General features: G+C 61.8%; 26 protein-coding genes. 11 read left to right on the top strand and 15 right to left on the bottom strand.

Going from position 1 to position 25,904, the window contains the following annotated elements:
- Positions 1-36: 36 nt before the first annotated feature.
- From BLW21_RS10770 to BLW21_RS10760, 3 genes are all read right to left on the bottom strand, one after another.
- Complete coding sequence (locus BLW21_RS10770; protein ID WP_317040230.1) at positions 37-1,326, bottom strand: FtsX-like permease family protein; 1,290 nt, start codon at positions 1,324-1,326, stop codon at positions 37-39.
- 24 nt (positions 1,327-1,350) lie between these two features.
- Complete coding sequence (locus BLW21_RS10765) at positions 1,351-2,160, bottom strand: class I SAM-dependent methyltransferase (RefSeq protein WP_092739853.1); 810 nt, start codon at positions 2,158-2,160, stop codon at positions 1,351-1,353.
- Positions 2,161-2,291: 131 nt separating this feature from the next.
- Positions 2,292-2,753 (bottom strand): ribosome-binding factor A, encoded by a 462-nt coding sequence (locus BLW21_RS10760; protein WP_092739851.1) that lies wholly within the window; start codon positions 2,751-2,753, stop codon positions 2,292-2,294.
- Between the two features lie 192 nt (positions 2,754-2,945).
- Between BLW21_RS10760 and BLW21_RS10755 the strand changes: the two genes are divergently transcribed.
- Positions 2,946-4,361 (top strand): hypothetical protein, encoded by a 1,416-nt coding sequence (locus tag BLW21_RS10755; protein WP_092739849.1) that lies wholly within the window; start codon positions 2,946-2,948, stop codon positions 4,359-4,361.
- A gap of 63 nt (positions 4,362-4,424) precedes the next feature.
- On the opposite strand, the gene def is transcribed toward BLW21_RS10755, so the two are convergent.
- Both def and ruvX read right to left on the bottom strand, forming a co-directional pair.
- Positions 4,425-5,030 (bottom strand): peptide deformylase, encoded by a 606-nt coding sequence (gene def / locus BLW21_RS10750; RefSeq protein ID WP_092739847.1) that lies wholly within the window; start codon positions 5,028-5,030, stop codon positions 4,425-4,427.
- Complete coding sequence (gene ruvX / locus BLW21_RS10745; protein ID WP_092739845.1) at positions 5,027-5,437, bottom strand: Holliday junction resolvase RuvX; 411 nt, start codon at positions 5,435-5,437, stop codon at positions 5,027-5,029. Before ruvX ends, def begins: the two co-directional genes overlap by 4 nt.
- A 400-nt stretch (positions 5,438-5,837) precedes the next feature.
- On the opposite strand from ruvX, the gene BLW21_RS10740 reads away from it, so the two are divergent.
- Positions 5,838-7,520: a S41 family peptidase gene (locus BLW21_RS10740; RefSeq protein ID WP_092739843.1), complete on the top strand. Its 1,683-nt coding sequence runs from the start codon at positions 5,838-5,840 to the stop codon at positions 7,518-7,520.
- Positions 7,521-7,704: 184 nt separating this feature from the next.
- On the opposite strand, the gene BLW21_RS10735 is transcribed toward BLW21_RS10740, so the two are convergent.
- A complete protein-coding gene (locus tag BLW21_RS10735; RefSeq protein WP_092739841.1) occupies positions 7,705-8,679 on the bottom strand; it encodes a transglutaminase-like domain-containing protein in 975 nt (324 codons plus the stop codon).
- Positions 8,680-8,858: 179 nt separating this feature from the next.
- On the opposite strand from BLW21_RS10735, the gene BLW21_RS10730 reads away from it, so the two are divergent.
- Entirely contained in the window at positions 8,859-10,064 is a 1,206-nt protein-coding gene (locus BLW21_RS10730; protein WP_092739839.1) for a homogentisate 1,2-dioxygenase, read from the top strand.
- Between the two features lie 180 nt (positions 10,065-10,244).
- Here the strand turns inward: BLW21_RS10730 and BLW21_RS10725 are convergent, their stop codons facing one another.
- A complete protein-coding gene (locus BLW21_RS10725) occupies positions 10,245-11,492 on the bottom strand; it encodes an SMP-30/gluconolactonase/LRE family protein (RefSeq protein ID WP_175470933.1) in 1,248 nt (415 codons plus the stop codon).
- Between the two features lie 406 nt (positions 11,493-11,898).
- Between BLW21_RS10725 and BLW21_RS10720 the strand changes: the two genes are divergently transcribed.
- The gene (locus tag BLW21_RS10720) at positions 11,899-12,420 is read left to right on the top strand and encodes an RlpA-like double-psi beta-barrel domain-containing protein (protein ID WP_092739835.1); all 522 of its coding nucleotides are present in this window, start codon (positions 11,899-11,901) and stop codon (positions 12,418-12,420) included.
- 84 nt (positions 12,421-12,504) lie between these two features.
- Here BLW21_RS10720 and BLW21_RS10715 read toward each other — a convergent pair whose 3' ends face one another.
- Together BLW21_RS10715 and BLW21_RS10710 are read right to left on the bottom strand one after the other, a co-directional pair.
- Complete coding sequence (locus BLW21_RS10715; protein ID WP_092739833.1) at positions 12,505-13,530, bottom strand: hypothetical protein; 1,026 nt, start codon at positions 13,528-13,530, stop codon at positions 12,505-12,507.
- A gap of 113 nt (positions 13,531-13,643) precedes the next feature.
- Entirely contained in the window at positions 13,644-14,039 is a 396-nt protein-coding gene (locus tag BLW21_RS10710; protein ID WP_092739831.1) for a hypothetical protein, read from the bottom strand.
- Positions 14,040-14,197: 158 nt separating this feature from the next.
- Between BLW21_RS10710 and BLW21_RS10705 the strand changes: the two genes are divergently transcribed.
- Positions 14,198-16,225 (top strand): WG repeat-containing protein, encoded by a 2,028-nt coding sequence (locus tag BLW21_RS10705; RefSeq protein WP_139255176.1) that lies wholly within the window; start codon positions 14,198-14,200, stop codon positions 16,223-16,225.
- Positions 16,226-16,239: 14 nt separating this feature from the next.
- On the opposite strand, the gene BLW21_RS10700 is transcribed toward BLW21_RS10705, so the two are convergent.
- Positions 16,240-16,638 carry a DUF6799 domain-containing protein gene (locus BLW21_RS10700; protein WP_092739827.1) on the bottom strand — a complete coding sequence of 133 codons (399 nt, stop codon included), beginning with the start codon at positions 16,636-16,638 and terminating at the stop codon, positions 16,240-16,242.
- A gap of 225 nt (positions 16,639-16,863) precedes the next feature.
- Between BLW21_RS10700 and BLW21_RS10695 the strand changes: the two genes are divergently transcribed.
- Positions 16,864-17,205, top strand: coding sequence for a hypothetical protein (locus tag BLW21_RS10695; RefSeq protein WP_092739825.1), 342 nt, complete (start codon positions 16,864-16,866; stop codon positions 17,203-17,205).
- Between the two features lie 129 nt (positions 17,206-17,334).
- Here the strand turns inward: BLW21_RS10695 and BLW21_RS10690 are convergent, their stop codons facing one another.
- Positions 17,335-18,873, bottom strand: a complete 1,539-nt coding sequence (locus tag BLW21_RS10690; RefSeq protein WP_092739823.1) for a hypothetical protein — start codon at positions 18,871-18,873, stop codon at positions 17,335-17,337.
- A 364-nt stretch (positions 18,874-19,237) separates the two neighbouring features.
- Here BLW21_RS10690 and BLW21_RS10685 point away from each other — a divergent pair, with 364 nt between their 5' ends.
- The 5 genes from BLW21_RS10685 (at position 19,238) to BLW21_RS10665 (ending at position 22,640) form a co-directional block, all read left to right on the top strand.
- Positions 19,238-19,810 carry a hypothetical protein gene (locus BLW21_RS10685; RefSeq protein ID WP_092739821.1) on the top strand — a complete coding sequence of 191 codons (573 nt, stop codon included), beginning with the start codon at positions 19,238-19,240 and terminating at the stop codon, positions 19,808-19,810.
- Between the two features lie 162 nt (positions 19,811-19,972).
- Positions 19,973-20,662: a hypothetical protein gene (locus BLW21_RS10680; protein WP_175470932.1), complete on the top strand. Its 690-nt coding sequence runs from the start codon at positions 19,973-19,975 to the stop codon at positions 20,660-20,662.
- 74 nt (positions 20,663-20,736) lie between these two features.
- A complete protein-coding gene (locus tag BLW21_RS10675) occupies positions 20,737-20,955 on the top strand; it encodes a CsbD family protein (protein ID WP_092739817.1) in 219 nt (72 codons plus the stop codon).
- Between the two features lie 145 nt (positions 20,956-21,100).
- Positions 21,101-21,673: a DNA-binding protein gene (locus tag BLW21_RS10670; protein ID WP_139255175.1), complete on the top strand. Its 573-nt coding sequence runs from the start codon at positions 21,101-21,103 to the stop codon at positions 21,671-21,673.
- Between the two features lie 139 nt (positions 21,674-21,812).
- On the top strand, positions 21,813-22,640 hold the full coding sequence (locus BLW21_RS10665; RefSeq protein ID WP_092739813.1) for a DUF1206 domain-containing protein: 828 nt from the start codon (positions 21,813-21,815) through the stop codon (positions 22,638-22,640).
- Positions 22,641-22,721: 81 nt separating this feature from the next.
- On the opposite strand, the gene BLW21_RS10660 is transcribed toward BLW21_RS10665, so the two are convergent.
- From BLW21_RS10660 to BLW21_RS10645, 4 genes are all read right to left on the bottom strand, one after another.
- Positions 22,722-23,939, bottom strand: a complete 1,218-nt coding sequence (locus BLW21_RS10660) for an NAD(P)-dependent oxidoreductase (protein WP_092739811.1) — start codon at positions 23,937-23,939, stop codon at positions 22,722-22,724.
- A gap of 124 nt (positions 23,940-24,063) precedes the next feature.
- Positions 24,064-24,867, bottom strand: coding sequence for an exodeoxyribonuclease III (locus BLW21_RS10655; protein WP_317040229.1), 804 nt, complete (start codon positions 24,865-24,867; stop codon positions 24,064-24,066).
- 129 nt (positions 24,868-24,996) lie between these two features.
- Entirely contained in the window at positions 24,997-25,359 is a 363-nt protein-coding gene (locus tag BLW21_RS10650; RefSeq protein ID WP_092739809.1) for a hypothetical protein, read from the bottom strand.
- A 2-nt stretch (positions 25,360-25,361) separates the two neighbouring features.
- Complete coding sequence (locus BLW21_RS10645) at positions 25,362-25,739, bottom strand: carboxymuconolactone decarboxylase family protein (RefSeq protein ID WP_092739807.1); 378 nt, start codon at positions 25,737-25,739, stop codon at positions 25,362-25,364.
- Positions 25,740-25,904: the final 165 nt, after the last annotated feature.

The following is a 25,904-nucleotide window of genomic DNA, read 5'->3' as shown; positions in this document are numbered from 1 at the left end:
CAAAATAGCCTCCTGTAGCGCCCGGTTGGCCGGCCGCTACAGATTGTCGCGCACATCGAGACGGGAGGCGTTCAGGGCCGGCCGGATGGATACGCTAATGGTAATGAAGACGATGGCAATGCCGGTGAGCACGATGTCGGAGAGCTGCATCTTCACCGGGTAAGCATCCACCACGCTCGTAGCCATGCCCATACTCACGATATGGAACGTCTGCTGTAGCCAGCAGATGCTTATGCCTATCACCAAGCCGGTAATTGCCCCCACCTGGGCCACAATGGCGCCCTCGAACAGGAAGATGTTGCGAATCGTCCGCTGGTCGGCGCCCATGGCCATGAGCACGGCCATGTCCTTCTTCTTGTCGATAACCAGCATCGAGAGCGAGAAGAAGATGTTGATGCTGGCAATGAGCAGAATGAAGGCGAAGGTGATGAAGACGAACATCTTCTCTACCTTGATGGCCTTGAGCAGCGACACATGCTGCTCATCAGAGTTGAGCACTTTAAAGGTGGGACCGAGCCGCTCGCGCAGCGCCTTCTGCACGCTTTCAATGTCCTGGCCGGCTTTCACCTTCACCTCCAGCCCCGTGCGGCGGGTGCCGTAGCCCAGCAGGTCGCGGGCGAACTCCAGGGGCACAAAAATGTAGCTGTCATCGATGCGCTGCTCAATGAGAAAAACGCCTCCGGCCAGAATATTTTTCTGGGTGAAGTAGGCGTCGGGGTCCATGGAAACCTTGAATTTGCCGGCCTTGGGGTAGAGCAGGCGCATGGGCGCAAAGCGGTTGTCGAGGGCGATGCTGAGCTCGTGCTGCACGCCGGCCCCCAGTAGGGCGTAGTCGCGACCCTCGCGCTGCAGGCCCGAGCTGCCGTCCACGATGGCCGAATCGATGTTGCTCTGGTAGTGGTAGTTATCTGATACCCCTTTCATCTTTACCACCATTTGCCGGTCGCGGTACTGCAGCAGGGCGTTGTCCTCAATCACCTCGGTTACCAGCCGCACGCCGGGGGTGCGCTTCACCCGCACCAGCAGCGGGGCCGTCAGCTCGAACGATTTGCCTTGCACGGCCGTCACCACCAGATCGGGGTCGGATTTGCCGTAGAGGCTGCGCACCAGGTCTTCGAGGCCGTTGAAAACGGAAAGCACAATAATCAGCGCCGTGGTGCCCACCGCCACCCCCACCATCGAAATGTTGGAGATGATGGAAATGATATTGCGCTTTTTCTTGGAGGAAAAATAACGCCGGGCAATGAGCAAGGGTACGTTCACGTGCGGGGCGGGCCGGGGCAGGGCGGAGTGAAAGGGTAAAAAGGCAGCGGGTTCCGCAGCCAAGATACGCCGTTGAGCCGGAAAGGTCTATTTCCAGGCCTTTACAATAAGGCCGGTGCCCGACTCGTGCTTGGTGTTGGCGTCGAGCCAGTTCAGTAGCAGGCAGAAAGGGAACGTGACCAGGTAGTAGAAGGGCAGCAGCAAAAAGAACCATTTCGACGCACCCAGCATCTGAATCGGGTATTTCATGCTCAGGCGCCACGAAATCTGGCCCGGCTCGCCGTAGCTGTACTGCGCCTCGATGCGCTCGAAACCGGCCGTGCGCAGCTTCTGCTGAATCTCGTGGATGTTGTAGCCATCGCGCACGTGCTCCTCGATAAAGCTGGTTTCGCCGTCGGAATGCACGTCGGAGCCCCCCTGGTCGCTGGGGGTGGAAATGAGCAGCATGCCGCCGTCTTTGAGCGAGGCGTGGATGTTTTTGAACACCTCCACGTCCTCCAGAATGTGCTCCATCACATCCACCGACAAGGCTAGGTCGAAGGTGTTGGGCTGCTGGTAGAGCACCAGGTCCTGCACGGCAAACTGGGCGTTGGTACGGCCAATCTCGCGGAAGAAGCGGTTGGAATCGGCCACCTGCTCCTCCTTTACATCGACGGCCAGAATCTCCCATTTCGGACTCTGGCCCGCCAGCCAGTACGTGTACTGGCCGTAGCCCGAGCCAGCGTCCAGAATGGTCAGCGGCTCCTGGGTGCGGCCCTTGCTCCAGGCGCGCAGCTCGCGGTGCACGTGCCAGGTCCGGAGCAGCAACAGATCGAGCAGATGATAAAAGAGCCGCCGCAGCCAGGGAGTACGGTTGAACACGTCGCCGAGCGACTTCTTAATCGGGTCGTAATGCAAAATCGAATGCGTGAATGCGTGAGTCGGTGAGTGAGGGAGGGTACAGCTGAGGGCCCTGGTGGCTGAGCTTTTCGGTAAGGGGCAGTTCCCGTTCACTTACTCACTCATTCACCGAGTCACTCATTCACTCATTACTCCTCCGAGCCCCCGAACAGGCGTGGGCGCTTGCCGATGCTGGTAGCCGCGTCGGTGGCTTCGCCGGGCGTGGGCTCGGTGGGGGCGGGCGGAATTTCCAGGTCGCCGAACACGCGGTCCATCTGGGCAGCGTAGGCGGCCGAGTCGTCGAGGAAGAACACCAGTTCGGGCACAATGCGCAGCTGGCGCCGAATTCGCTTGGCCAGCGCCTGCCGGATTTCCTTGCTGGTATCCTGCACCAGCTGCATCTGCGCCTCGCCCTTGCTGGCTTTGTCGGCCACGCTGCCAATACTGAGCACGCTCAGGTACACGCGGGCCACGCCCAGATCGGGCGATACGCGCACCAGGTTGATGCCCGGGGGTAGGCCGGGGAACAGGTGGGGCAGGTCGCGCTGAAATACGGCCGCCAACTCCTGCTGGAGCAGGCTGGCTACTTTTTGTTGTCGTTTGCTTTCCATAAGAGGCAACAAAGATAAGAGGGTCTGAGGTCTTGGCTGGAGTCGGAGGGTCTAAAACTCTTGGCGGCTGGTATTTTTGGGGAGCAGGGAAAGATACGGCGGCTGAAGTCGGCCGCTTCAAGCCACCCTTAAGGCCCGTATATTTGCCTGGCGCGTCGTCCCAGGCCTTCCTTCCATACCCCCAAACTTCACTTGCTTCAGTTTTTCAAAAGCTCCCTGCCCACCCGCCTGTTTGGGCTGTTGCTGCTCGTGCTGGCGCTGCGCCTGCCGCTGCTCTGGTGGGGCCTGCCGCTGATGCCCGTCGAGCTGCGCGAAATGCTGCTGGGCGAGCGGCTGGGCGAAGGCGTGCGCCTCTACCGCGACCTGTACGACAGCACCGCGCCGCTGGCCGCCGCCCTGGCCGGACTGCTGGAGCTGGTGGGCAGCCGGCCGCTGTGGCTGTACCGGCTGCTGGCCCTGGCGCTGCTTGCGTTTCAGGCCATCCGCTTCAATTTCGTGCTCAACCGGGCCGATGTGCTGCCCGAGCGCGGCTATTTGGCGGCGCTGACGTACCTGCTGGTGGGCTCCGTCAGCACCGAGCTCGACATCCTCTCGCCGTTGCTGCTGGGCCACACGTTTCTGATTGCCGGCTTCAGCGCCCTGCTGCCCACCTCGCGCGAGGGCTACGACAACCGCCGCCTGTTTCGGGCCGGCTTCCTGATTGGCGTGGCAGCGCTGTGCTACCTGCCGCTGGCGCTGTTTCTGCTGCTGGGCCTGTTTGCCGTTATCATCTTCGCGGCCAACTCGTTCCGGAGTTTTCTGCTGCTACTGTGCGGCTTCCTGTTTCCGTACGCGGTGGTGGCCACGTTTTTTCTCTACACCGATTCGCTGCCGGGCTTCGTGCAGTTTCATCTGCGGCCCACGCTCAGCGGCCTAGTAGCGGGTACTGATGGGCTGCCGCTACCCGTGCAGCTGCGGCTGCTGGCCCTGCCGGGGCTGGTGCTGGCGCTGGGCCTGTTGCGCAGTCTCATCAAACCGCCGGGGCTCGTGTTTCAGGTGAAATTTCAGCAGCTGATGCTGGTGTGGGTGCTGGTAGCGGCCGCTATTGTGGTGGCCGGCCGCGGCGTAGCGCCGGGTACGGCCGCGCTGCTGCTGCCTCCGGTGGCGTACTTCAGCCTGTATCTGTGGCAGAAAACGGCCCGGGCCTGGGTGCCCGAAGTGGGGCTGCTGCTGCTGTTGGGGGCGGTGCTGCTGGTGCGCTACCGGGCCGTTTTCTTCCTCGAAAATGCCCTGCAACTGCCCCTCGAAACCCGCTACGCCGTGCAGCCCGACCCGCGCACCAACTTTTTGCAGGGGCAGCGCCTGCTGGTGCTGGGGCCCGGCCTGCGCCCCTATGCCCAAAACCGCCTCGCCTCGCCCTACCTCGACTGGCGGCTGGCCCAGGTTGACTTCGGCCACCTCGACGAGTACGCCGCCGTGTTCCGGCTCGCCCGCAGCCTCGGCTCCAATCCGCCCCAGTACCTCATCGACCAGCGCAACCTGCTGCCCGAACTGCGCTATAAACTCCCGTACGTTTTCGGCCGCTACGAGCCCACCAGCACCAAAGGCGTGTACCGGCTGAAACGGTAAGTTGGGATAAAGGATGAGGACCAAAGTATTCTGCTCTGTCCCTCATCCTTCACCTCAACTCACCTACCGGCGGCCACCGGCCGGGGCGGCGAACCGCATGCGGTAGTCGGCATCTACGTCGCCCTTGCTGATGCGGGCGAGCTTACCCTTGAGCAGCTGCTTGCGCAGGCCCGAGGTGTAATCGGTGAACAGCACGCCCTCCAAGTGGTCGTACTCGTGCTGAATAACGCGGGCGGTGAGGCCCGAGAAGGTTTCCTCGTGCGTCTGGCGTTGCTCATCTTCGTAGCGCAGCCGGATAACCGGGCAGCGCGTTACCCGCTCCCGAATGCCGGGAATGCTCAGGCAGCCCTCCTCGAACGCCCACGGTTCGCCGGTTTCGCTCAGCATCTGGGGGTTGATGAAGGTCCGCTTAACGGGGGCCGCAGTAGGCTCATCGACAATGGGGTTGCCGTCCTCATCCTCATCGAGCATGGGCGTCGAGTCGATAACGAACAGGCGGATGCTTTTGCCCACCTGCGGGGCCGCCAGGCCCACCCCATGGGCGTGGTACATGGTTTCAAACATGTTGGCAATCAGCAGTTCCAGCTCGGCCGCCGGGAAGTTGGCGGGCAAAGGTTTGGCGAGGGTTTTCAGTACCGGGTCGCCGAAGGCAACGATGGGGAAAATCATCGGGATTCGAGGTAAGATTGAAGGATAATAGTGGCCGCCACCCGATCGACGGTGGCTTTGTCGCGCCGGTCTTTTTTGCCCAGCCCGCCGGCCAGCATGGCTGCGTGGGCCATGCGGGAGGTAAACCGCTCGTCGATTTCGTGCACCGGCACCAGCGGAAATTCCTTGCGCAGCCGGCGCACCAGGCCCACTACGGCGCTGGTGGCGTCGGTGGGCTCGTTGCTGAGCGTACGCGGCATACCCACCACCAGCGCTTCCAGCGGCTCGCGCTGGTGGTATGCTTTCAGGTAGGCCAGCAGCTCCTGGCTATGGATGGTGGCCAGGGGGGTAGCAATCAGCTGAAGCGGGTCGGTAATGGCCAGGCCCACGCGCTTATTTCCATAATCAATGGCCAGAACGCGCCCCATTGCATCAAAAAAGAGTATTGGGCGGGCCGGCCAACCGGCAGGCTCCGCCTGGCAAAGGTACGACTTGCGGCCCGAATGCCCCAGCGACACCGGTTTTCGGCGATGGGGGCAAAGCCTCGGTTGGGCGAGGAAACCAGCCGATTGAGCGAAAGAGCAGATCAATCTATAATTATATAAAAACCTTTGTGATGCCTAGTCGTTGTCGCCGGCTAAAGGTTGGATAAAAGGCCTAAAAACAGTCGTTTATTATCTTCAGATTATAAAAAATTGGATACTTATTGGAAAATGAATATATGGCTGTGTAGCGGCCCATTTTCTTAGAAAAGTTTCAATATGTTTGAAGAACCGATAGCCACCGACTCTCCGTTTATTGACCGAACCTCTACTCGCTTAGAGCCTTATGCCCCTTCAGCCCAAGCAGCCCCTCCGGCCCGTTACGGAGCCCGTGGCCCGCAACTCGCGGTGGCAGGTGCGCCAGCCTTGGCTATTGGGCCTGGTGCTGGCCTGCGGCGTACTGCTGGGGGCCAATCCGTTCCGGCCCTCCAGCCAGAACCCCGACCTGACGGCCCGGGGCTACCTGAAGTTCAAGGAAATTCTTAGCTACATCGACCGCGACTACGTGGATTCGGTGAATGCCGAGGAGCTGTCGGATTATGCCATTACCCGCATGCTGGAGCGCCTCGACCCACATTCGGTGTTTATTCCGGCCAAGCAGCAGCAGCAGGCATCGTCCTTTTTGCAGAGCGACTACGACGGTATCGGGGTCGAGTTCAACCTGTTTCGCGATACGGTAACGGTGGTGGCGCCGCTGAGTGAAGGCCCCGCCGAGCTGGCTGGCCTGCAGCCCGGCGACCGAATTCTGGCCGTAGATGGGCAGGCCGTATCGGGCGTGCATTTTACGATGCAGGATTTGTTTGGCAAGCTGCGCGGCCCCCGCGGCAGCCGGGTGCAGCTGCAGCTGCTGCGCCGGGGCCTGCCCCGCCCGATTACCATGGCCGTTACCCGTAACCGCATCCCCAACTCGTCGGTCGATGTGGCTTACATGGTGGATAACCAGACGGGCTACCTGAAAATCAGCCGGTTCGCCAGCGGCACCTACGACGAGTTTAAGGCCGCTTTGGGCGACCTGCGCCGCCAGGGCCTCACGCGGCTCGTACTGGATTTGCGCGGCAACCCCGGCGGCTACCTCGATAGGGCCACCAAAATTGCCGATGAGTTCATTGGGGGCACCAAAAAAATCGTGTACACCGAAGGCAAAGGCGACCAGTACGACACCCAGACATACTCGCGGGTAGCCGGCGAGTTTGAGAACGGCGACCTGGTAGTGCTCGTGGACGAAGGCAGCGCCTCGGCCGCCGAAGTGCTAGCCGGTGCCCTGCAGGACCACGACCGGGCCCTGCTGGTGGGCCGTCGCACCTTCGGCAAAGGCCTGGTGCAGCAGCCTATTGCCCTGAATGACGGCTCGGAGCTGCGCCTCACCATTGCCCGCTATTACACGCCCTCGGGCCGCAGCATTCAGAAATCGTACGGCAAGGGCCTGGCCGAGTATGAGCAGGAGTTGCAGAAGCGAGGCCGCAACGGCGAGTATTTCCACGCCGACAGCATTCACTTCGCCGATTCGCTGCGCTACCGTACGGCCCGGGGCCGGGTGGTGTACGGCGGCGGCGGCATCATGCCCGACCTGTTTGTGGCCCGCGACACCTCGGCGCAGTCGGGCTACTACCTGCGGCTGCAAAGCCTGAACCTAGTGCGCGAATTCGCCCTCAGCTATTACCAGGACCACAAGGCAGAACTGGAGGCGCTGCGCTTCGAGCAGTTCGGCGAGCAGTTCCGCATCAGCGACGTGCAGCTGCAACTGCTGGCTACCCGCGCCATGCAAAGCGGCCTGCCCGCCAACGCGGCCGGCCTGCGCCGCTGCGCGCCGCTGCTGCGCACCCAGCTCAAGGCCTACATTGCCCGCAGCGCCTACGGTAAGGCCGCCTACTTCCGCGTCCTCAACCACGACGACGCCGAGATGCAACAGGCCCTGAGCGCCCTGCGCGAGCCCGGCAACACTGCCCTACTAGGTCTAGCGGGGCAGTAGGGGCTTCATTCAGTGATTAGTGTTGAGTGATTAGTGAAAGCACGTCATTCAGAGCGAAGCGAAGAATCTCGCGTGCTGAGGTAAACCTGACGTCAGGAGTTACCATTGCACGCGAGATTCTTCGCTTCGCTCTGAATGACGTGCTTCCACTAACCACTCAACACTAATCACTAATCACTAAAACCTACTTATCCTGGAAGCGGAAGCTGTGGTTTACCCCGGCCAGTGGCTGGCCGTCGGCTTCGGCGTAGGGGTACACGAAGTAGTTGAGAGCCTGGCCCTGCTGGCGCGGAGCCAGGGTCAGGTCGCGGCCCCGGCTGAATTCGAGGCGGTTTTCGTCGTGGGCCCCAAAGAAGTAGTTGCGGCGGGCCGGGTTTTTAGCGGCTTCGGAGGCATCAATGGGCACCCAGCCGGTTTCGGGCGTAAAGAATTCGGCCCAGCAGTGGTAGCCTTTTATTTCGGCCGTGCCGCGCTCGGGCGGTAGCGGGAAGCCGATGCTGAAGCGCGCCGGAATGCCCAGCGCCCGGCAGTAGCCGATAAACACGGCGTGGAAATCGGTGCAGTTGCCGCGGCGGGCGTCGCAGGCGTAGTAAATGTCGCCGCGGCCCCAGCCCTGGCCGGTTTTATCGTACGTAACGGTGTTTACCACGTGCTCATAGATGGCGCGGGCTTTTTCGAGGTCGGTTTTCGCCCCCGCTTTCGTCACGACTTGCGTGGCCCAGAGGCGGATGGTAGGGTCGAGCGGCACGAGGTTGTCGGGGGCCAGCCAGCGGCTCAGGTTGGGGTCGGGCTTCTCGGGGGTGGGGCGCATGCCGGCCGTCTGGGGCACGCTGAGGTGCTCGCGCCGAGTGGCCTCCAGGCTCATTTTTACTTCGAACCCCCGCAGTTGCGCCCCCGTGGCCCGCAGGTGCAGGATGCGGTTGCCGTACTCGCCCGTCTGGATGTCGTAGGGTACCGGCGATGCAACCTTTAATCCGCTTACCTGCTGCGACTTATCATCGTGGGGTACGGGCAGCCACAGCTCGATGGTGCGAGTGCCGGCCGGAGCTGCGGGCACGGTAGCCGTGTAGTCGAAGTGAAAGGAGCGGCTGCGCGGTTTCGGGGCCGGGTCGGGCGCGGAAACGAACAGCGCCAGCAGCGGCAACAGAAATGAAAGCATAGTGGGCAGCGGTTAAGGCTAGTAAAGGTATTGGTTGGGAAATTTGTTCACGGATGTTGCTCAGGTAAGCCGCCCCTTGACGACGCCAGGGCTGCCAAGGGCCTGGCACCATCAACCGGCAACTAATAAACTTTGTACCTTCACGAACCGGTAGTTCCCACCCGAAAAGCTCATACGTTATGCCTTTTTATCAGCGTTTAGGCCAGATTCCGCGCAAGCGACACACCCAGTTCCGCCAGCCCGATGGCTCGCTCTACCACGAGCAGCTGGTGGGTACGCTGGGTTTCCACGGCGTATCGTCGTTGCTTTATCACCGCCATGCGCCCACCGAAATCCGGCGCGTGGGCGCCGCCCGGCCCTTCGCGCCCAAGCTGCTGAAAGACCGGCCGCTGGCCCCGGCCCACCTGCGTACGCTGGCCCAAACCAGCACCGGCGGCGACTACCTGGAAGCCCGCCAGACCCTGCTCGGCAACGCCGACGTGACCATGAGCGTGTGCAACCCCACGGAGAAGCGCATGGATTACTACTACAAAAACGCGCTGGCCGACGAGGTGATTTTCGTGCACGAGGGCCGTGGCGAGCTGTGGAGCCAGCTGGGCAAGCTCGCCTTCGAGCCCGGCGACTACCTTGTGATTCCGCGCACGATTATTCATCAGCTGCACTTCGAGGAGGGGCCGGTACGGCTGCTCATCATCGAGTCGTTCAGCCCCGTGGAAACCTGCCGGCGCTACCGCAACCACTTCGGGCAGCTGCTGGAGCATGCGCCCTACTGCGAGCGGGACTTTCGTACGCCCTCCGAGCTGATTGAGGACGATGTACGCGAGTCGGGCGAGTACGAGGTGCGGGTGCAGAAAGAGGGGCAGCTGCACTCACTTTTCTACGGCAACTCGCCGTTTGATGTGGTGGGCTGGGATGGCTATTTCTATCCCTACGCCACCAGCATCCACGACTTCGAGCCCATTACCGGCCGCATTCACCAGCCGCCGCCGGTGCACCAGCAGTTCGAGGGCAAAAACTTCGTCATCTGCTCCTTCGTGCCGCGGCTGTTCGACTACCACCCGCAGGCCATTCCGGCGCCCTACAACCATTCCAACGTCGATTCCGACGAGGTGCTGTACTACGTGGCGGGCAACTTCATGTCGCGCCGGGGGGTCGATCTGGCCTCATTCACCTGGCATCCCAGCGGCATCCCGCACGGGCCGCACCCCGGTACCGTGGAGGCCAGCATCGGCAAAAAGGAAACCCACGAACTGGCCGTGATGCTCGACACCTTCCGTCCCCTCTATCTGACGGAAGCCGCCTTGGCCTACGAGGACGAAAACTACCCGCTCAGCTGGCGGCCCGAGGCCCACAACCCGCCCCGCTCGGCGGATATGATGGATTGAGGGAGCTACCTGGACGATTACTGACAGAACGGTCATGCTGAGCGAAGGCGGAGCCGGAGTTGAAGCATCTCTACCGCCATAGTAAACCCAATGTTAGGGTTAGCACTGCGGTAGAGATGCTTTGACTCCGGCTCCGCCTTCGCTCAGCATGACCGTTTTATTATCTAGTTGCCCTACCTCTTACTTGCCCACCGCCATTTTAAAAATATGGTACGGCTGGTCCTGCTGGCCGACGCCCTGGTTCCAGGTGGCCGTTTTGTGGATGGCCGAATTGGTGACGTACAGCGTGCGGCCGTCGGCCGAGAAGGCAAACGTATCGGGCCACTCCAGGCGCGGGTCCTGCACCACGGTTTCAATTTTCCCATCGGGCGTGCGCCGCTTGATGGAATGGTCTTCGAAGGCGCTCAGGTAGAGGTTATCTTGGGCATCGAGAATCATGCCATCGGAAGCGGGCACCTTACCCAGGTCTTCGATTTGGGCAGCTAGCTGGGCCTCGGTAAGGGCCGGGTTGCGCAGCGCTTCCGTTTTGATGCGGTAGAGCGCGTAGCTGGTCAGCGGTTTCCAGTACAAGTACTGGCGGTCGTGGCTCAGGGCAATACCGTCGGCGTTGAACTGGCCCTGCTTGCCGGTGGGGTCGACGAGCAACTTGCCATCGGCCTTGATGTTGAGGGTGGTGTCGCCGAGCATCGACTTGTGGCCGGCCAGCAGCTGCCGCGACTTGCCGGTTTTCAGGTCGATGACCACCAAGCTGCCGATGCCCGACTCGGTGATGTAGGCGTACTGGGCCTCGGGGTCGACGCGCACGTCGTTGAGGTAGGACTTGCTGGGCGCCACGCTGGCGGGCACAGCAATGTTCTGTACCACTTTGTCGGTAGCCGGGTCGATTTTAACCAGCTTGGGGCCGCCGGCCACCGTGCCCTTGATGCCGGGCGAGGCCGGGTCGAGCACCCACAGCATGCCGCTGGGGTCGGCGTACACGCTCTGGGGGCAAATCCAGTGTTTCTGGGGCTCGTTGCGCACGGTTTCGTCCCACTTGCACCACTCGGCATCGGGGTAAGGCTTGAGCGTGTTGCCGGGGCCGATTTCGGCTATTGGAGCTACCGGGTTATTGTCCCAGCGCGGGAAGTCGCCGAATATCCGGCCGTTGGGCAGCACGGCCACGCCCACAATTTGGGGCTCCCGAAACTGCGCCACTATCTGCAGCGGCGAATTGGCGGGGGCCACCGGGGCAGTGGTGCCAAGCGAGTCGGCGGTGGTGGCAGCTCCAGTACCCGCCGAAGGGCCGGAAGAAGGGCCGGAGCAGGCCCCCAGGCAACCCAGCGCCAGCAGGACCATAGTGCGGGCAGGCCCGAAAAACGAGTTGTACAGCATAAAAAAGGCAGAATAGCGGAAGGGTACAGGCACCACTATGCCAGTGGTTACCGGCATACAGTACGGCAGTTGGCGCGCCGGGTTCAGGGGAGAAAGAAACCCCGGTGGGAACATTCGCGTATGCGCGTTCCGTTGCGCTGCGCTTGGCCAGCGGTGCTGCGGAACAAGCCTGCACCGGTAGAAGCGGGCTGGTAAGCCGGAAAGGGTCATTTATGGTCATGTCAGAAAAAGCACTTACCTTTGGCCCCTCCAAACAGAAACGGCGTACTTAATACAATTAAATCGTCAAATTGTATTACTTAAACCCGATTTTCGCCTCCTATTGCCTGCTTTCGGTCTTTCGGCCGTCACGATAAAAAGGAAGCACTTATTTTTTTCAAAAAAAGTGTTTCTGCCCTTTTGCCGAGTCGGGCCGGCCGCCTATCCTCTCCAGGCCAAGTGAGAGTTCACCGACCCAATTGCCATGTCTATTGCGTTGTTCCTGCTGACTTTTCTTTTTCCCCCCCGCCCCATTTCTTCGACGGCCCTGGCTTTGCCCTCCACCGTCGCCACACTGACCCCCCGTCCGGTAGCCGTGTCGCTGCCGGTGCTGCCCATCAAAAAGGCCCCCGAAACCCTGTCGTACAACGTTACGGCTACCACCTACTGGCCCGAAGTGGGCCAGACCGATGACAACCCGATGGAAACCGCCGACGGCTCCATCATTCCCGAGCGCCATTCCAGCAAAACCCGCTGGCTGGCCGTATCCCGCGACCTGCTCAGCAGGTGGGGCGGTCCGTTTAAGTTTGGCGAAAAAGTCCGCGTCAGCGGCCTCGCCAACGGCCTCGATGGCGTGTACATTATCCACGATACCATGAACCGCCGCCACCGCCATTGCGTGGATGTGCTGGTAAATGAACGGGAATGTAAAAGTGGCCTGGAAGGCCGCTGGACCGGCATTCAGCTAAAGAAATACGCCCCCGAACCTGCCTGGCAGGCCGGGTAGCCATTCGCTGCCTTCACAATTTAGATTGCCAATTCCGGCCTCTTAAGGCGCTTGCTTCTTCCGTTCGCGCCGGGTTTATCCCTTCTATTCTTCGTCCGTTGCCGGGTACCGCTCTAGGTGCCGGGGCTGTCCGTTCGCGTCGTGGAGGTAGCTCAGCGGTAGCGCCGGGTCAGCTAGAATGTCGGACAGCGGAATCTGCCAGCGCTTCCACATTTCCAGCAACGACTGGGCGTAGGCGCTATTATCCCAGGGGTTGAAGATGGATCCGGTCACATCATCGATGAGCGAATCCAGCACTACTTCCTGGTCGTGGGGCTTCACGGGACGAGCAAAGTAGTCGGGCACCACGTTGAGTAGGTAGGCGGCGTAGTAGATGCGGGCCTTGAACTCGGCCGCCTGCACCGGATGCAGGGGGCGACGCGCCTGCTGGTATACCCGGCCCATAGCTCGCCCGATGATACCATTGTCGACCAAGCAGGCCACGAGCACGGTTTCATCGAGCTTGATGCTGAACGTGAGCGTGCTCAGGTCGTCGTCGTACTCGAACTCCATGTCGTCCTGAGCGGAGTCGGTTTCGAGGATAAACACCGAACCCGGCACGAAATCATCGTACTCCATGGGTACGCGCAGGGCCTGTAAGGGCTGGAAAAAGGCCTGAAAGCGGCGTAGCATCTGGGCGTTTTCGGCCAGCGGGTACTGCGGCACAGCCAGCGGATCCTGCTGGTTGATGAGCTCGGTTACCAGAATACCGTAGAACATCTTGCCCAGCCACAGGAACAGCGTCTGCTCGTCGAGCTCGCGAAACCCGCGTACGCCCTGCCGACTGATGGCCTCCAGGTGCGCCTCCAGCGGCTCGACGTGCCGGGTGCGGCAGCGGGCGCAGCAGGCAATGCGCAACTCCGGATACGTAACGATGCGCATATCGAGCAGCTTGATGGGCCGCTCGCGCAACTGGTAGCGGTCCATGAGCCAATCGGCAAAAACGGGTACCGTATCCTGGGGCGGCGTGGTAGGAGTGCCACATAAAAAGCAGGCCTCCAGACCGAAACGCATGCCGTCGAAGGGGTCGTAAAGGGTGAGGTCGGCGGCAGAAGGAGCAGAGTCAGTCATGGATAAGCAGCAGGCAGAAGCGCAAAGTTACGCCAGTTGCTGCTTGCCCTCAACCCTCATCCTGCGCATATCGCATCGTAAGCGGCATGCGCAGGATGAGAGGCCAACGGATCTTACTTCGAGAGCTGCGAGCCCAGCTTTACGAGCAGCTTGCCGAGCTGGGCCAGCGGAGCGGCGTAATCATTGGTGGTTTCTTCGGCTACTTTGCCCGTTTCGATGCCCAGCGAGGCTAGCGTTTCGGCCAAATCATGGGTTTGGGTGTCGGAGGCTGTCAACTGCTCGCGCACCAACTGCAGTTCCTGTGTTATTTTGGCCAGGCCGGCCCGTTCGGTCGCCTTAAGCACTTCAATCCAGCGGTCGATTTCGGCCAGGGCCGGTTCGGCACCGGGCGACTTAGTGCCCAGCAGGCTGAGCGTGTCGGTGAGCAGGGCCGAGTTCTGCTGGTCGGTAACGGTGAGCGGTACGGCGGGCGTGGGCTGGTTGGTGGGGGTGGAGGCGGTGGAGTCCATAACAAGAGCGGTAAAACGAGAAAATTAGCACAGCTAAACTACCCGGCTATACTTGCCTGCGGCCGTAAAAGTTGGCGCATCCGGGTAGCGGCGGCGTGCGTACCCTACCTTTACGCCGGCCTGTCTGGGTCGGAAAGTTGCGGCCATACCGCTCGTTCATGCTGCATCAGTACCAATCTGCCCCATTTTTCTCGCCCATCCGCCAGCAGCAATTTGAGGCTATAGCCGCCGCGCTGGCCACCGAAGCCGGAGCCCCGCCCACGCTGCTACTGGGCCAGGTGCCACTGCCGGCCGGCTATGCCCCGCTCGATGCCCTGCTGTTGCGCCCGCGTAGCATAACCATTGTGCAGCTGCTGCCTGCCGGGGGCGAGCTGGAGCTACCCGACCTGCGCACCGGCCCCTGGTACCTCGATGGGACGCCGCTGGAACTACCGGACCCCGAAACCGATGGGGCCGACAACCCCTTTGCCCGTTTCGAGCGGCAGCGTGCTGCGCTGGCCGCGTTACTAAGCCCGCACTTGCCGGCCGAAGCAGCCAACCTGCACTTTATCACCGGGCTGGTATTATTTAGTGCCCCCGTGCAGTTTGGGGCCACCGTAGAGGCCCGGATGGGAGCCGTACCAGCTGCCTCCACCTTTCATCTGCTGCCTGACCCGAGCCGGTTTACGCGCCGCCTGGCCCAGCTGGCCTCCCCCGAAATCGACCTGACGCCGACCGATTTTGAGCAGCTAGCCGCGCTGCTGGTAGGCGTGGAAGGACTCGTTAGCGGTGCCGCTGCCCCGGCCCCGGCTGCAACGGTCGGACTAGCCGTGGAGCCCGGGTTGCAGGCAACGGAGCCGGAGCCGGCCGGCCCCGCAGAGCAACTGCGCCGGTGGGGCGGGCAGCTGTGGCGGTGGCTGGGGGCCGAAGACGTGGCCGAGCTCGACCGCACCTCCACCGGCTACGAAATCGACCTCGACGCTACTCATCAGGAAAGGCAAGATCTGGAGGCCCTGCGCCAGCAGCTCCAGCAGCAGATGCAGCAGCAGCTAAGCGCCCTCGAAGTGCGCGAAACCGCCCGCGAGCAGCGCATGACGGCGCTGCAGGAGCAGCTTCAGGCGGCTCCCATTGCAGCCAACGCCCCCGATCTGGCTGCGCGCCTGAACGCTGAGCAGCAGGAAAAAGAGGCGCTCGAAGCCTCTGCCGGCCCTTATCAGCCCGATCTGGATGGCCGCAATCAGGAACTGGGCCAGCGAATCCGGCACCTCGAACAGCTCATCACCCAGCTGGCCCCGGCCCCAACCGGGGCTTTGGCTGCCAGTGGTGCTACGGTGGACACTCCTCCGGCAACGGGCAGTGAGGCGTCCGCGCAGGTTCCGGGCTCGTTAGCCCCCGCTGCCAAAACGAAGCCCCTGGCCGACCAGCCGGGAGCGTGGGCCGGCTACTGGGCCCGGGTGCAGGCAGTGGATTGGAAACGGCTGCTGGAATGGGTCCGCGCTACTACCAGTGGGCGGCTGGCGGCGCTTTCGCCCTGCACCCGCTACGCAGGGCTGGCCGGCGGAGCGGCCCTGGTGCTGGCACTCGGCGTGGGCCGGTGCAGCCCGGAGGAGCCGGTAGCATTTGAGCAGAACGGGCAGTACGGCCTGCTGCTGCCCGGCGGCGATACGCTCGTGCCCGCCCGCTACGCCGGCATCAGCGAGTTCCGGGAAGGCCGGGCGGTAGTGGAGCAGGAAGGCGTGTTCGGGTTCGTGGCCGCCGACGGAACGGAGGTCATCAAGCCTGCCTACGACGCCCTCTACCCTTACGCCGACGGCTATGCCCGCGCCCGGGCCGGTGGGCTGTACACGTTTCTGGACGAGGACGGTGCAGAGTTCAGCGCGTTTTACTTCGCTGCCCGCGACTTTTCGGGGGGCTACGCGGCCGTGCTCACTGCCCAGGGCTGGCACTACATTCAGGGAAATGAAGAACCCGCCGCGCCCATTGTTTTCCAGGAAGCCTACTCCTTCGACCAGGAGCTGGCCCGTGTGAAAACGGGGGGCTACTTCACTTTCATCGGCCCAAGCTATCTGGCCGACACCACCGCCGGTACTGCCCCCTTCGGCCGCTACGCCAGCGCCGTCGACTTCGATGACCAGGGGCGGGCGCGGGTCAGCCAGAACGGGCGCACGTTCTTTATCGACCGCCAGGCGCAGGAGGTGAAGGAGTAACGCCCCAACCAGGGCTACTTGTGCTTACGCTTGTGCTTGCCTTTGCCTTTTCCCTTCTTACCCGGCCAAAAAACGGAGCTGGTGCGTGGCGGCGTGGTCTGGATGGTGGCACTGCCCGCACTATGCAGCAGCATGCGGCCACGGCTATTTTGCTCGGCGCGGGCAGCCTCGCCGAGCATGGTGCAGCCCTGGCCGTCGCGCAGCTCGGTGCGGCGGCCGTCGCGCTCCACCACCCAGCCGTCGCGCGTGATGCGGCGGCCGTTGGGCAGCTGCACATCGTGGGGCATGGGCCGCACTTCGCCGTTGCGAACCAGAAACATGGTGCCGTCGCGCCGCTGGAAACCATCGTCGGCCTGGGCTGCGGCCAGATGAGTCAGGAAAAGAAAAGCAAGCGAAAGCAGGCAAACACGCATAGAACAACAAAAGAGGGGGCAAGAACTGTTGGGGCGGCCTTCCATACGGAGCCGGCTGGCTGGGGTTGAAAACGGCGGGCTGGCAGAACTGCGGATGTAACAGCGCGGCGCGGAGAACAAAATTGTGTTTCGCCTGGGCGGGTTACTTTTTCCGGGAGGCCTTATAAACCCAAGTCCGACAGGCCGTCGGTATGCATCTTCTTCCATCTCTGATTTTCTACCCCGATGAAAACCCTGCTCAAAACCCTCTTCGTTGCCGCCGCCGTTTCGTTCGCCACTGCTTCCTGCACCGAGCAGGGCCAGCAGAACGCCGATGCCGCCGCCGAAAACGCCGGTGATGCTGCCGCTGCCGAAGCCAACAACGCCGCCAACGCCACCGACGACGCCCTGGAAAACACCGGCCAGGCCATCGAAAAAACGGCCGATGCCGCCGCCGCCAACACCGAAGCCGCCGCCGACAAAGCCGCCGCCGAAACCAAAATGGCCGCCGATAAAGCCGCTAACAAAATGGATGCCGCCGCCGGCGACGCCAAAGCCGAAATGAACGCCGCTACCCGCACCAACTAACTGATTTGCGCTGGCCGACTGAGGCGAAGTCAGCTGGCCGGCGCAACTCATTGCTGGAAAATAAAGAAGCCCGGACTACTGCGGTAGTCCGGGCTTCTTTGCGTGGAGGAAACCTTCGCGGGCCGCTCGTCAGGCAGGCAGGGGGGCCGGATCGGGGGCAGTGGCCAGCTCCAGCAGCACGGTGTAGTAGGGGCGGGCCTGCACCCGCGAGCCAAGCCAGCTGTAGAAGCTCAGGGCCTGCAAATCTTCCTGCTCCAGGGGTACGAAGGCCGGAATCTGCAGCATCCGGTCGGCAAAGGCGGGGGCGCGGGCGGCGGCGGGGTCGTCGATGATGTCGCCCACCAGCTGCAGGTAGCAGAGCACGGCCGCGTAGCCGCCGCCATCGGCCCCGAACCGCTCCTTCACCAGCCGCTCGATGGCCCGCAGCCGGTTGTAGGCCAGGTCGGAGTTGCCCAGCTCGAACTGAATCAGCATCTCGCCCATGTTGCGGTTGATGACCCACTCCACGCCCATTTCCTGCTCGCAGAAATGGTCGGAGCAGCCAATGGCCTGCAGCACCTGGTTGGCTTTCTGAAACTGGCCCTCGGCAAAGTAGTGGAAGCCCAGTCCGAGCCGGGTGGTAAGCTCCTCGCGGGGCGTCAGGCGCAGGCGCAGTATGGCTTCGAGCAGCCCAATGCTGTCGGGGTTGCGGCGCAGAAAGGCGTAGTTGGCGGCCAGCAGAAAGGTGTAGCGGGGCCACATGGCCGCCCGCAGCAGGCGCGGCCCGGCCTCGAGCAGGGCCCGCAGCTGCTGCAGATACTCCACCGACTCGGCGAAGCGGCGGGTGCGGTACAGGGCGTGGGCAATCATCAGCAGCAGGCCCAGCTGGGCCTCGCGGTGGGCGGGCGCAAAGCCGTGGCGCTTCTCCATCAGGTGGTAGCAGCGGATCACGAAGGGCGCAAACGAGACGTAGTCGCGGCGCACGAGCATGGCCGCGCGGGTAATGGATATGAGCCGCAGCAGCAGCGTGGGCCGGCGGGCAAAGGCCTCCTGCAGGTCGTACTCGCGCAGCACCTGCTGCAAAATCTCATCAAACGACTCGGCGGCCCGGCCCTTCACGCGGGCTTGGCGCAGGCGCTGGCGAATGAGGCTGTCGGCAATGTTGGCCCGCTCCTCCTCCTCCGCGTCTTTCTTGTTGAGGTTGCGCCGGCGGATGATATCATCAAGCGGATCGGCGTGGGCGCTGTGGGCACGGGCAATCTGGAGGTTGTACACGGCATTGAGCAGCTCGTACTGCTCGTTGGTGCGGGCCTGCTTCTCGGCCTTGCGCAACGTGCCCCAGGCCAGCCGCTCGATGCCGGCCTCGAACAGGTACTGGGCCAGCGTGAGTAGCCCGCGCACCGAAGCCGCCGCCGTGGGGTCCTGCTGGTGCTGGCGCAGCAGCAGAAAATCGAGCAGGTGGCGCAGCAGGCGCTTGCGCAGCGCGTAGTAGGCCACGGCGTTGGGCTCGTGGGGGTATAGGCAGGCCAGCAGCTCGGGGGTGGTGTGCTCGCGGGCCTGGGCCAGCAGCTCGTAGAGGCGCAAATCCATGCGGCCCTTCTGCTTGCGGCGCTGCCGCTGAATAAACTGCCGGAACTCCTTGTGGTCGTCGGGCGAGAAGGTGGCGAGCGTGGTGCGCAGGTCGTCCATGCTGGAATAGAGATTTTAAAAGTCTGAATAGCGTATTTTAACTGGTTTAAATTCAGTTGCTTGAACTGAAAATTGAGATTCGTATCGGGTCTAAATATAGAGAATCCTGGTTGCAGTTGAGCGTGGATGAGTAGGTATCTTTCCTGAAAGTTTCACCCTAAGCTCCGCTACCATGCTCCCTCGGTTACTTGGCTTGCTATTTCCTTCGGGTTCTTCCTTTCCTTAATTTCAGAAGCTATGCACACCTTACGCTGTTTACTATTGACTTCAATAGTACTGCTGGGAGCCAGCCAGGGCCGGGCCCAGCAGCGGCCCGGCCCTGGCTGGCTCAACGACCCGGCCAGCACCAAGCCCGGCGGCCGGTGTGAAGGCCGGCACTGGTCCCGACGTTATCGTGCTCCTCAACGGCGACGAGCTGCCGGCCCAGGTAGTGCGCATCATACCGGACGTAGTGCGCTACCTGCCCCCGCCCGCCGTCGATAACTCGCCCGCCGACACGCTGCAACTGGCCGCTGCCAAGGTACTGCTGATTCGCTACTCCGATGGCACGCAAAAGCTGCTCCGGCCCGCCGAAGATTCGGCCTCAGCGGTGCCGGCGCTAGCAGGCCTAAGCCGCGGGCAGCGCTACGAGCGGGGCCGCCAGGATGCCCGCCTGTATTACCAGCCCGCCAAAGGCGTGTTCTGGGGCACCTTCGCCAGCACGGCCGCGGCGGGTCCGGCCGGTCTGATAGTGGGTACCGCGGTAGCGGCCACCGGCCCACCCCGCCAGAGCCTAAAAACCTCCAACCCGGCGCTGCTCACCGACCCGACTTACTACGCCGGCTATCAGCGGCAGGCCCACAACCGCAAAGTGGGCGTCGCGGCCGCAGGTCTGGTAGCCGGCAGTGTGATGTTCGCCGTGGTTGCAATAGTGGTAGCCACTATTGCATTACGATAGTAGCTGCTATTATCTCCAGTATCCTGTTGTGTGGCCATTTGCTCAAGCTATACCAACCCGCCGTAATTATCAACCTGTCGTTTGAATCGGTAGGATATCCCTTCACTGTCTGGCAAAAAAGCTATGCGGTTTTCACCTTTTTCGTTGCTGATTACGGCAGCCATGTTGAGCACCAATCTCAGCCAGGCCCAGCAAACGCCCATCGGGCCCGACTCGGTGACCCGGCCGGCAACCCGCCCCGCGGCCGGGGCGGCAGTTGGCGCTGGCCCCGATGTTATTCTGCTCATTGATGGCAACGAGCTGGTGGGCCGGGTGCTACGCATTACGCCCCAATCCGTGCGCTACCTACCCCTGTCGCCGCTCACCGACTCGCTGGCCAAACGCTCATTTACCCCCACCGACACGCTGCAACTGGCCGCCACGGATGTCTTCCTGATTCGCTATGCCAATGGCACCAAAGAAGTAGTGCAACAGCCAACTCCGGTGGCTGCCGCCCCGAGCCTGGATGGCCTGAGCGCGGCGCAACGCTACGAGCGGGGCCGGCAGGACAGCCGGCAGTACTACAAACCGGCTCCGGGTGTATTTTGGGGTACGCTGGCCGGCTCCTTGGGTGCCGGTATCGGCCTGGTAGGCGTGGGAACGGGAATTGCGCTTGCCACCCCACCCCGGGCCAATCTAAACGCACCCGCGCCGGCCCTGCTCAACGACCCCGCTTATTACAAGGGCTACATTCGCCAAGCTAATAAGCGTAAGCTGGGCAAGGTCGCCGTCGGTTTTGTACTAGGCGTACCAGTGGCGGCGGGCGTCGGAATGCTCCTGTTTAGTTCCGGCTTGTTGGGCACCATCAAATAAGTGCGGGCCAAGCTGCCAACCCTGCAGCTCGGCCACACGTAAGAGTCGGTATCTTCCACCCTAATCCTACTATCATGGACGCTAACAACAACGGCATCGACGACAGCACCGAACTCCGCGCCCGCGGCAACTGGAACGAAATCAAAGGCCAGACCAAGCAGAAGTGGGGCAACCTCACCGACGACGACATGGACTACGAGGAAGGCAAGCAGGACGAGTGGTTCGGCAACCTGCAGCAGAAAACCGGCGAAACGATGGACGACATCAAGCACTGGTTCCAGCGCACGTTCTAGCCTGTCCCAATAGATTATAGTAGAATTCCAACGGCCCGCTGCTTCGGTAGCGGGCCGTTGTGGTTAAAGGGTATTTTATTGCCCAGTATGATAATTTTGCCAATATTTTATTTAACTTTATTAACAAAAAACTATATCTAGCTCCATGCTAACGCTACCGGAAGAACTACGCACCTTAGGTAGCCGGAAGTTGTTGGCATTGCCCAAAACGGTATTTCTGTGTTCCCGCGCCTACCCGGCAGCCATTGAGCGCGACACGTACCTGTGGGCCATGGAGCAACGGCAGCAGCAGCAGTGCATTGCCTCGGGCTTTCATTCGCGGCTCGAGCAGACGGTGTATCATTTTCTGCGTCAGTCCCTCGAGCAGCCCATTGTGTACGCGCTGGGGCGGGGCATTCAGCGTAACCTGGCTTTCGAGAATGAAACTGACCTGCAACTGGGGCGGCTATTGTTCATTACGCCCTTCGAACCCGAAGTAACGGTGGTAAGCTTCGAAACGGCGGCCATCCGGAACCTGCTGCTGGCCGATCTGGCCGACGATTTTTTTATCCCCTACATGGCTCCTGGGGGCAACCTGGCGCAGTTGCTGACCGAAACCATGGCCCGCAACAAGCCCCTGCTCACGCTCGATGTACCCGGCAACGCGGCGTTGGCTTACCCAGGTGCCCGCGTTTATCAGCCTGCTGGCCTGCTGGGCAGCAGCCGGGCCACCTTTTAGCGTAGCTCGCCGTAAAAGACCCAACAGCCGGATTGTAGCTCATCAGTTCTTCCTCCCGGCCTCCGCTGGCTGGGTTCTCTGGTCTACCCCTTTTCAACAACGGCCAACCGACATTCTTACTTCCGCAAGTAGCTGACTTATGACGCTTTCCGATACGATTTCAAACACGCTGCCGACCAACTCACGAACAGGCCTGCGTACGTTGGCCCGGCTGGGGTTTGCAGCCAAAGGCACTGTATACGGCCTGATGGGTCTATTGGCCCTGCTGGCCGCCACCGGACAGCAGGAAGGCCAGACGGCCGACAAAAAGCAAGCTGTTCAGACATTGCAGGGCCTGCCTGGCGGCCCTGTACTGCTCGGTCTTATTGCGCTCGGGTTGCTGGCCTACATTGTGTGGCGCCTAGTGCAGGCAGTGCGCGATACCGAGGACAAAGGCAGCGACACGGGGGGCATTGCGCGGCGCGTGGGTTACGCCGCCAGCGGGCTGGTGTACGCCAGTCTGGCCTGGTACGCCGCCCAACTAGCTCTGAGCGGCTCGGCCGACAGCGGCAGCGACGCCAAGCAGACCCTTACGGCCCGGGTGCTGGCCTGGCCTGCCGGAGAATGGATCATTATGCTGGTGGGGGTAGGTACAATCGGCGTTGGTCTCTACCAGTTTTACCAAGCGTATTCAGGTAAGTTCCACAAGCACGTACAAAGCAGCGACATTCCGGCCGGCCAGCAGAACACAGTGTACCGCCTGGGCCAGATAGGCTACACGGCCCGGGGCATCGTACTGGCTATAATTGGCTACTTCTTCATCCAGGCTGGTCGGCAGTCGCGCGCCACGGCCGTCGGCAGCACCGACGAGGCCTTCGATTTTTTAGCTAATATGGGTCCGGTGGTGCTGGGCATTGTGGCGCTGGGCCTGATGGCCTACGGTCTCTACATGCTGGTGCAGGCCAAGTACCCGGTCCTGAAAGTGTAGGCTCCGGTTCGACTTTCCTTAAAGCAAGCGCGTCATCCGGCCCCTACCGGATGACGCGTTTGCTTTAAGGAAAGTCGAATCCTAATCGGCTACGTAGTCGGCCAGGTATTGGTAGCGGGGCAGCAGCTGCCCGGCCCGGGCAATAGTGGCGCGCTCGATTACCTCGTCGGGGCCACCTTCAGCCAGCAGGTGGGGCAGCACTTTGGCAATCAATTGGCGGGCAAAATCGCGGGAGGCATTGCGGGGCAACTCGCAGGGCAGGTTATCGACGGCCATTACCGTAAGGTTCTTCGGGGCCGAGTAGGCCGGGGCCAGCTCGCCGGTGGTGGGGTTGTAGTCGTAGGCCGGCTCCTGAATGGTGGTGCTGCGGTGGGTGGTGGGCACCGAGCCATTGATGTCGCAGGTAACGTCGGCAATGGTGTTGATGCGGAAACCGGGGTGGCGGGTGTCTTCTTCGGCGAATAGGCGCGGAGCCTGGGGGTGCCAGTAGGCGCAGGCAATCAGCAGGTCGGTAACGGGCAGGAAGTTGTGGAAGGTGCCCACGTATTCCTGGGGGTTGCGGTGGAAATCAGGCGTATCCCAGACGCGGCCGTCGCGGCGGCGGTTGTAGTCAGAGGAGCGCAGCTGGGTGTACACCGGCTCGTTGAAATCGAGGTACAGGTAGTCATACACGCTCACCCGGCGGATGCCCATCAGCTCCAGCACTTCTACCGCACCCTGGGCCACGCGGCCGGTACCAGTCACCACCATTTTGATGGCTGGCAGCTTCTTCACCTTGAAGAACTCTTCCTGCATGTCCTCCATATCCACGCACTCGTAGGCGGGCTTGAGCTGGAACAGATCATGCTTGCGGCCGTAGGTGAGCAGGCCGTTGTAGGCCCCCACAATGCCCGCCCAACGCCCGAACGCCACAATGCGCCCGCCCTGCTCGTCGGTGAGTAGTTCGTAATCAACCAGCGTGATGTTGCGGGCCAGCACCTGGCGCAGCAGTTCGCGGTTGGCGGGCTGCTTCTTGATGGTGTGCGAGAAGAAGAAATAGGTTTTGTTGGGGAGTAGGTCGGCCACCGGCACTTCCTTCACGCCCATCAGCACGTCGCAGTCGGCCACGCTGGGGCGCACTTCCAGGCCTGCTTCGCGGTACTCCTGGTCGGTAAAAGCGCGAATTTCGCTTTGCTGGACCCTAATGGTCAGGCCCGGAAACTGATCCTGGGCCTCAATGCACTTTTTAGGGGTGAGCGAGACGCGCTTGTCGGGCGGGGTTTTGCCTTCGCGCAGCAGGCCAATAGTGAGGGTGGACATACGTAGCAGTTGGATGGGATGGGGCTTAAAGGTAGCAAGCCCATTTGGCATCCGGGGCCGCGCCCAGGGGGGCAAACGGGCCACCAATGCCGGGCCGCCCAACCCACCGGGTTCTGGCTACCAGCTAAAACTCCAGCAGCAGCGAGGCCGGGCAATGGTCGGAATGAACGACATCGGGCAGCAGATCGGCGTGGCGGATGTGGGGCACGAGGCAGTTGTCGACCAGCAGGTGGTCGAGGCGCCAGCCTACGTTGCGGGCGCGCGAGCCGGCGCGGTAGCTCCACCAGGAATAGCGCTGGGGCGCGTCGCCGTGGTGGTGGCGGAACGAGTCGGTGAAGCCGTCGGCCAGCAAGTTCTGAAACCACTGCCGCTCCTCGGGCGTGAAGCCCGGGCTTTTCTGGTTGGCCTTGGGGTTGTGCAAATCCAGCTCGCGCTGGCAGCAGTTGAAGTCGCCGGCCACCACCAGCGGCGGCACCCCGGCGGCCCGCAGCCCCGCCACGTAGCGCCGGAAAAAGTGCAGCCACTCCACCTTAAACGCCTGCCGCTCGGGTCCGCTCGTGCCCGAGGGCATGTAGGTGTTCAGCACGGCGCAGTGCGCAAAATCGAGCCGCAATACCCGGCCTTCGGTGTCGTAGAGCGCCTGCCCGCAGCCCTCGGTTACAGCCAGCGGCTTCTCCTTCGAGAAGGTGGCCACGCCGCTGTAGCCGGGCTTTTGGGCCGGGTGCAGGTAGGCGTGGTAGCCCAAATCGGTCAGCCGCGACACATCGAGCAGCTCGCGGCCGGCCTTTATTTCCTGCACGCACAGCACGTCGGGCTGGGCCGTGGCCACCCAGTCGGCCAGGCCCTTGCTCAGGGCCGAGCGCAAGCCGTTAAGGTTATAAGAAACGATGTTCATCTGATGGATTTTCCGGCGCAAAAAGAACGTCATGCTGAGCTGATCGAAGCATCTCTACCGCAACGGTAAGCCTGGCACTGCTAAGCTGCCTGAACTTCGGAATTATCGCGGTAGAGATGCTTCAACCAGCTCAGCATGACAACGTTCTTTGTTGCTGCTTCTTTATTCCTCCTGATTCTGCTCGTCGAAGTATTCCAGCACGTGCCATTTTAGCATGCGCTCCTGCTCCTTGAGGTTGGAGAAGGGCAATTGCTGCAATAGCCGGTAATGGGGCCAGCCTTCGGCATCCACGCTTTCGCGCTCGTAGTAGCCCGAAATGCTGAACAGCCGGCAAGTGGCAATGTGCATCAAATCCTGCTTCTGCTCCTTCGTGAAAGGCCCCGCACCCTGGCCCAGCTCCTGCACGCCAATGAGTAGCAGCAGGGCATTCAGGTCGGGTTTCTTACCGAAGCGGACGCGCATTTCGGTCATCAACTCCCACCAGCGGTGCTCGAACTGGGCTTCGGTTTCCTGAGGATCGAGCATGTTTAAACGGCGTGCGGATGAACGGGCGGCGGGGTTACGGTCTCTTCCTTGAGGGCTTCCCAGTACTCCACGGCCCGTCGGAAGTGCGGAATCACGATGCTGCCCCCGATAAGGTTGGCAATGGCGAACAGCTCGTAGATTTCCTCCTCGCTCACTTTCTCCTCGTAGCACTTGCCCAGGTGGTACTTGATGCAGTCGTCGCAGCGCAGTACCATTGAACAGGCCAGACCCAGCAACTCTTTGGTTTTCACGTCGAGCGCGCCATCCTGGTACGTATTGGTATCGAGGTTGAAAAACCGCTTGATAACCTTGTTGTCGGCCGCCATGATTTTCTCATTCATGCGCTGGCGGTAATCGTTGAATTCGGTGACGATGCTCATGGCTTACTATACTGACTGAGTGAAGTGTTGAGGTGCTGACTAGGCTTACTAGCTGATTTGCCCGGCTATTGCGCGTAGTGCAACTGGGCCGGCATACAGCACGAGCCGGCTCACTTCAACACCCCGGTGTTGAAGTTTCAGCATTAAGCCCTAAAATTAGGGAGA

The organism is Hymenobacter psychrophilus, from assembly GCF_900107135.1.
GTDB lineage: Bacteria > Bacteroidota > Bacteroidia > Cytophagales > Hymenobacteraceae > Hymenobacter > Hymenobacter psychrophilus.
The sequence above is the reverse complement of the archived record's forward strand: the minus strand, read 5'-3'. Positions and strand labels throughout refer to the sequence as shown.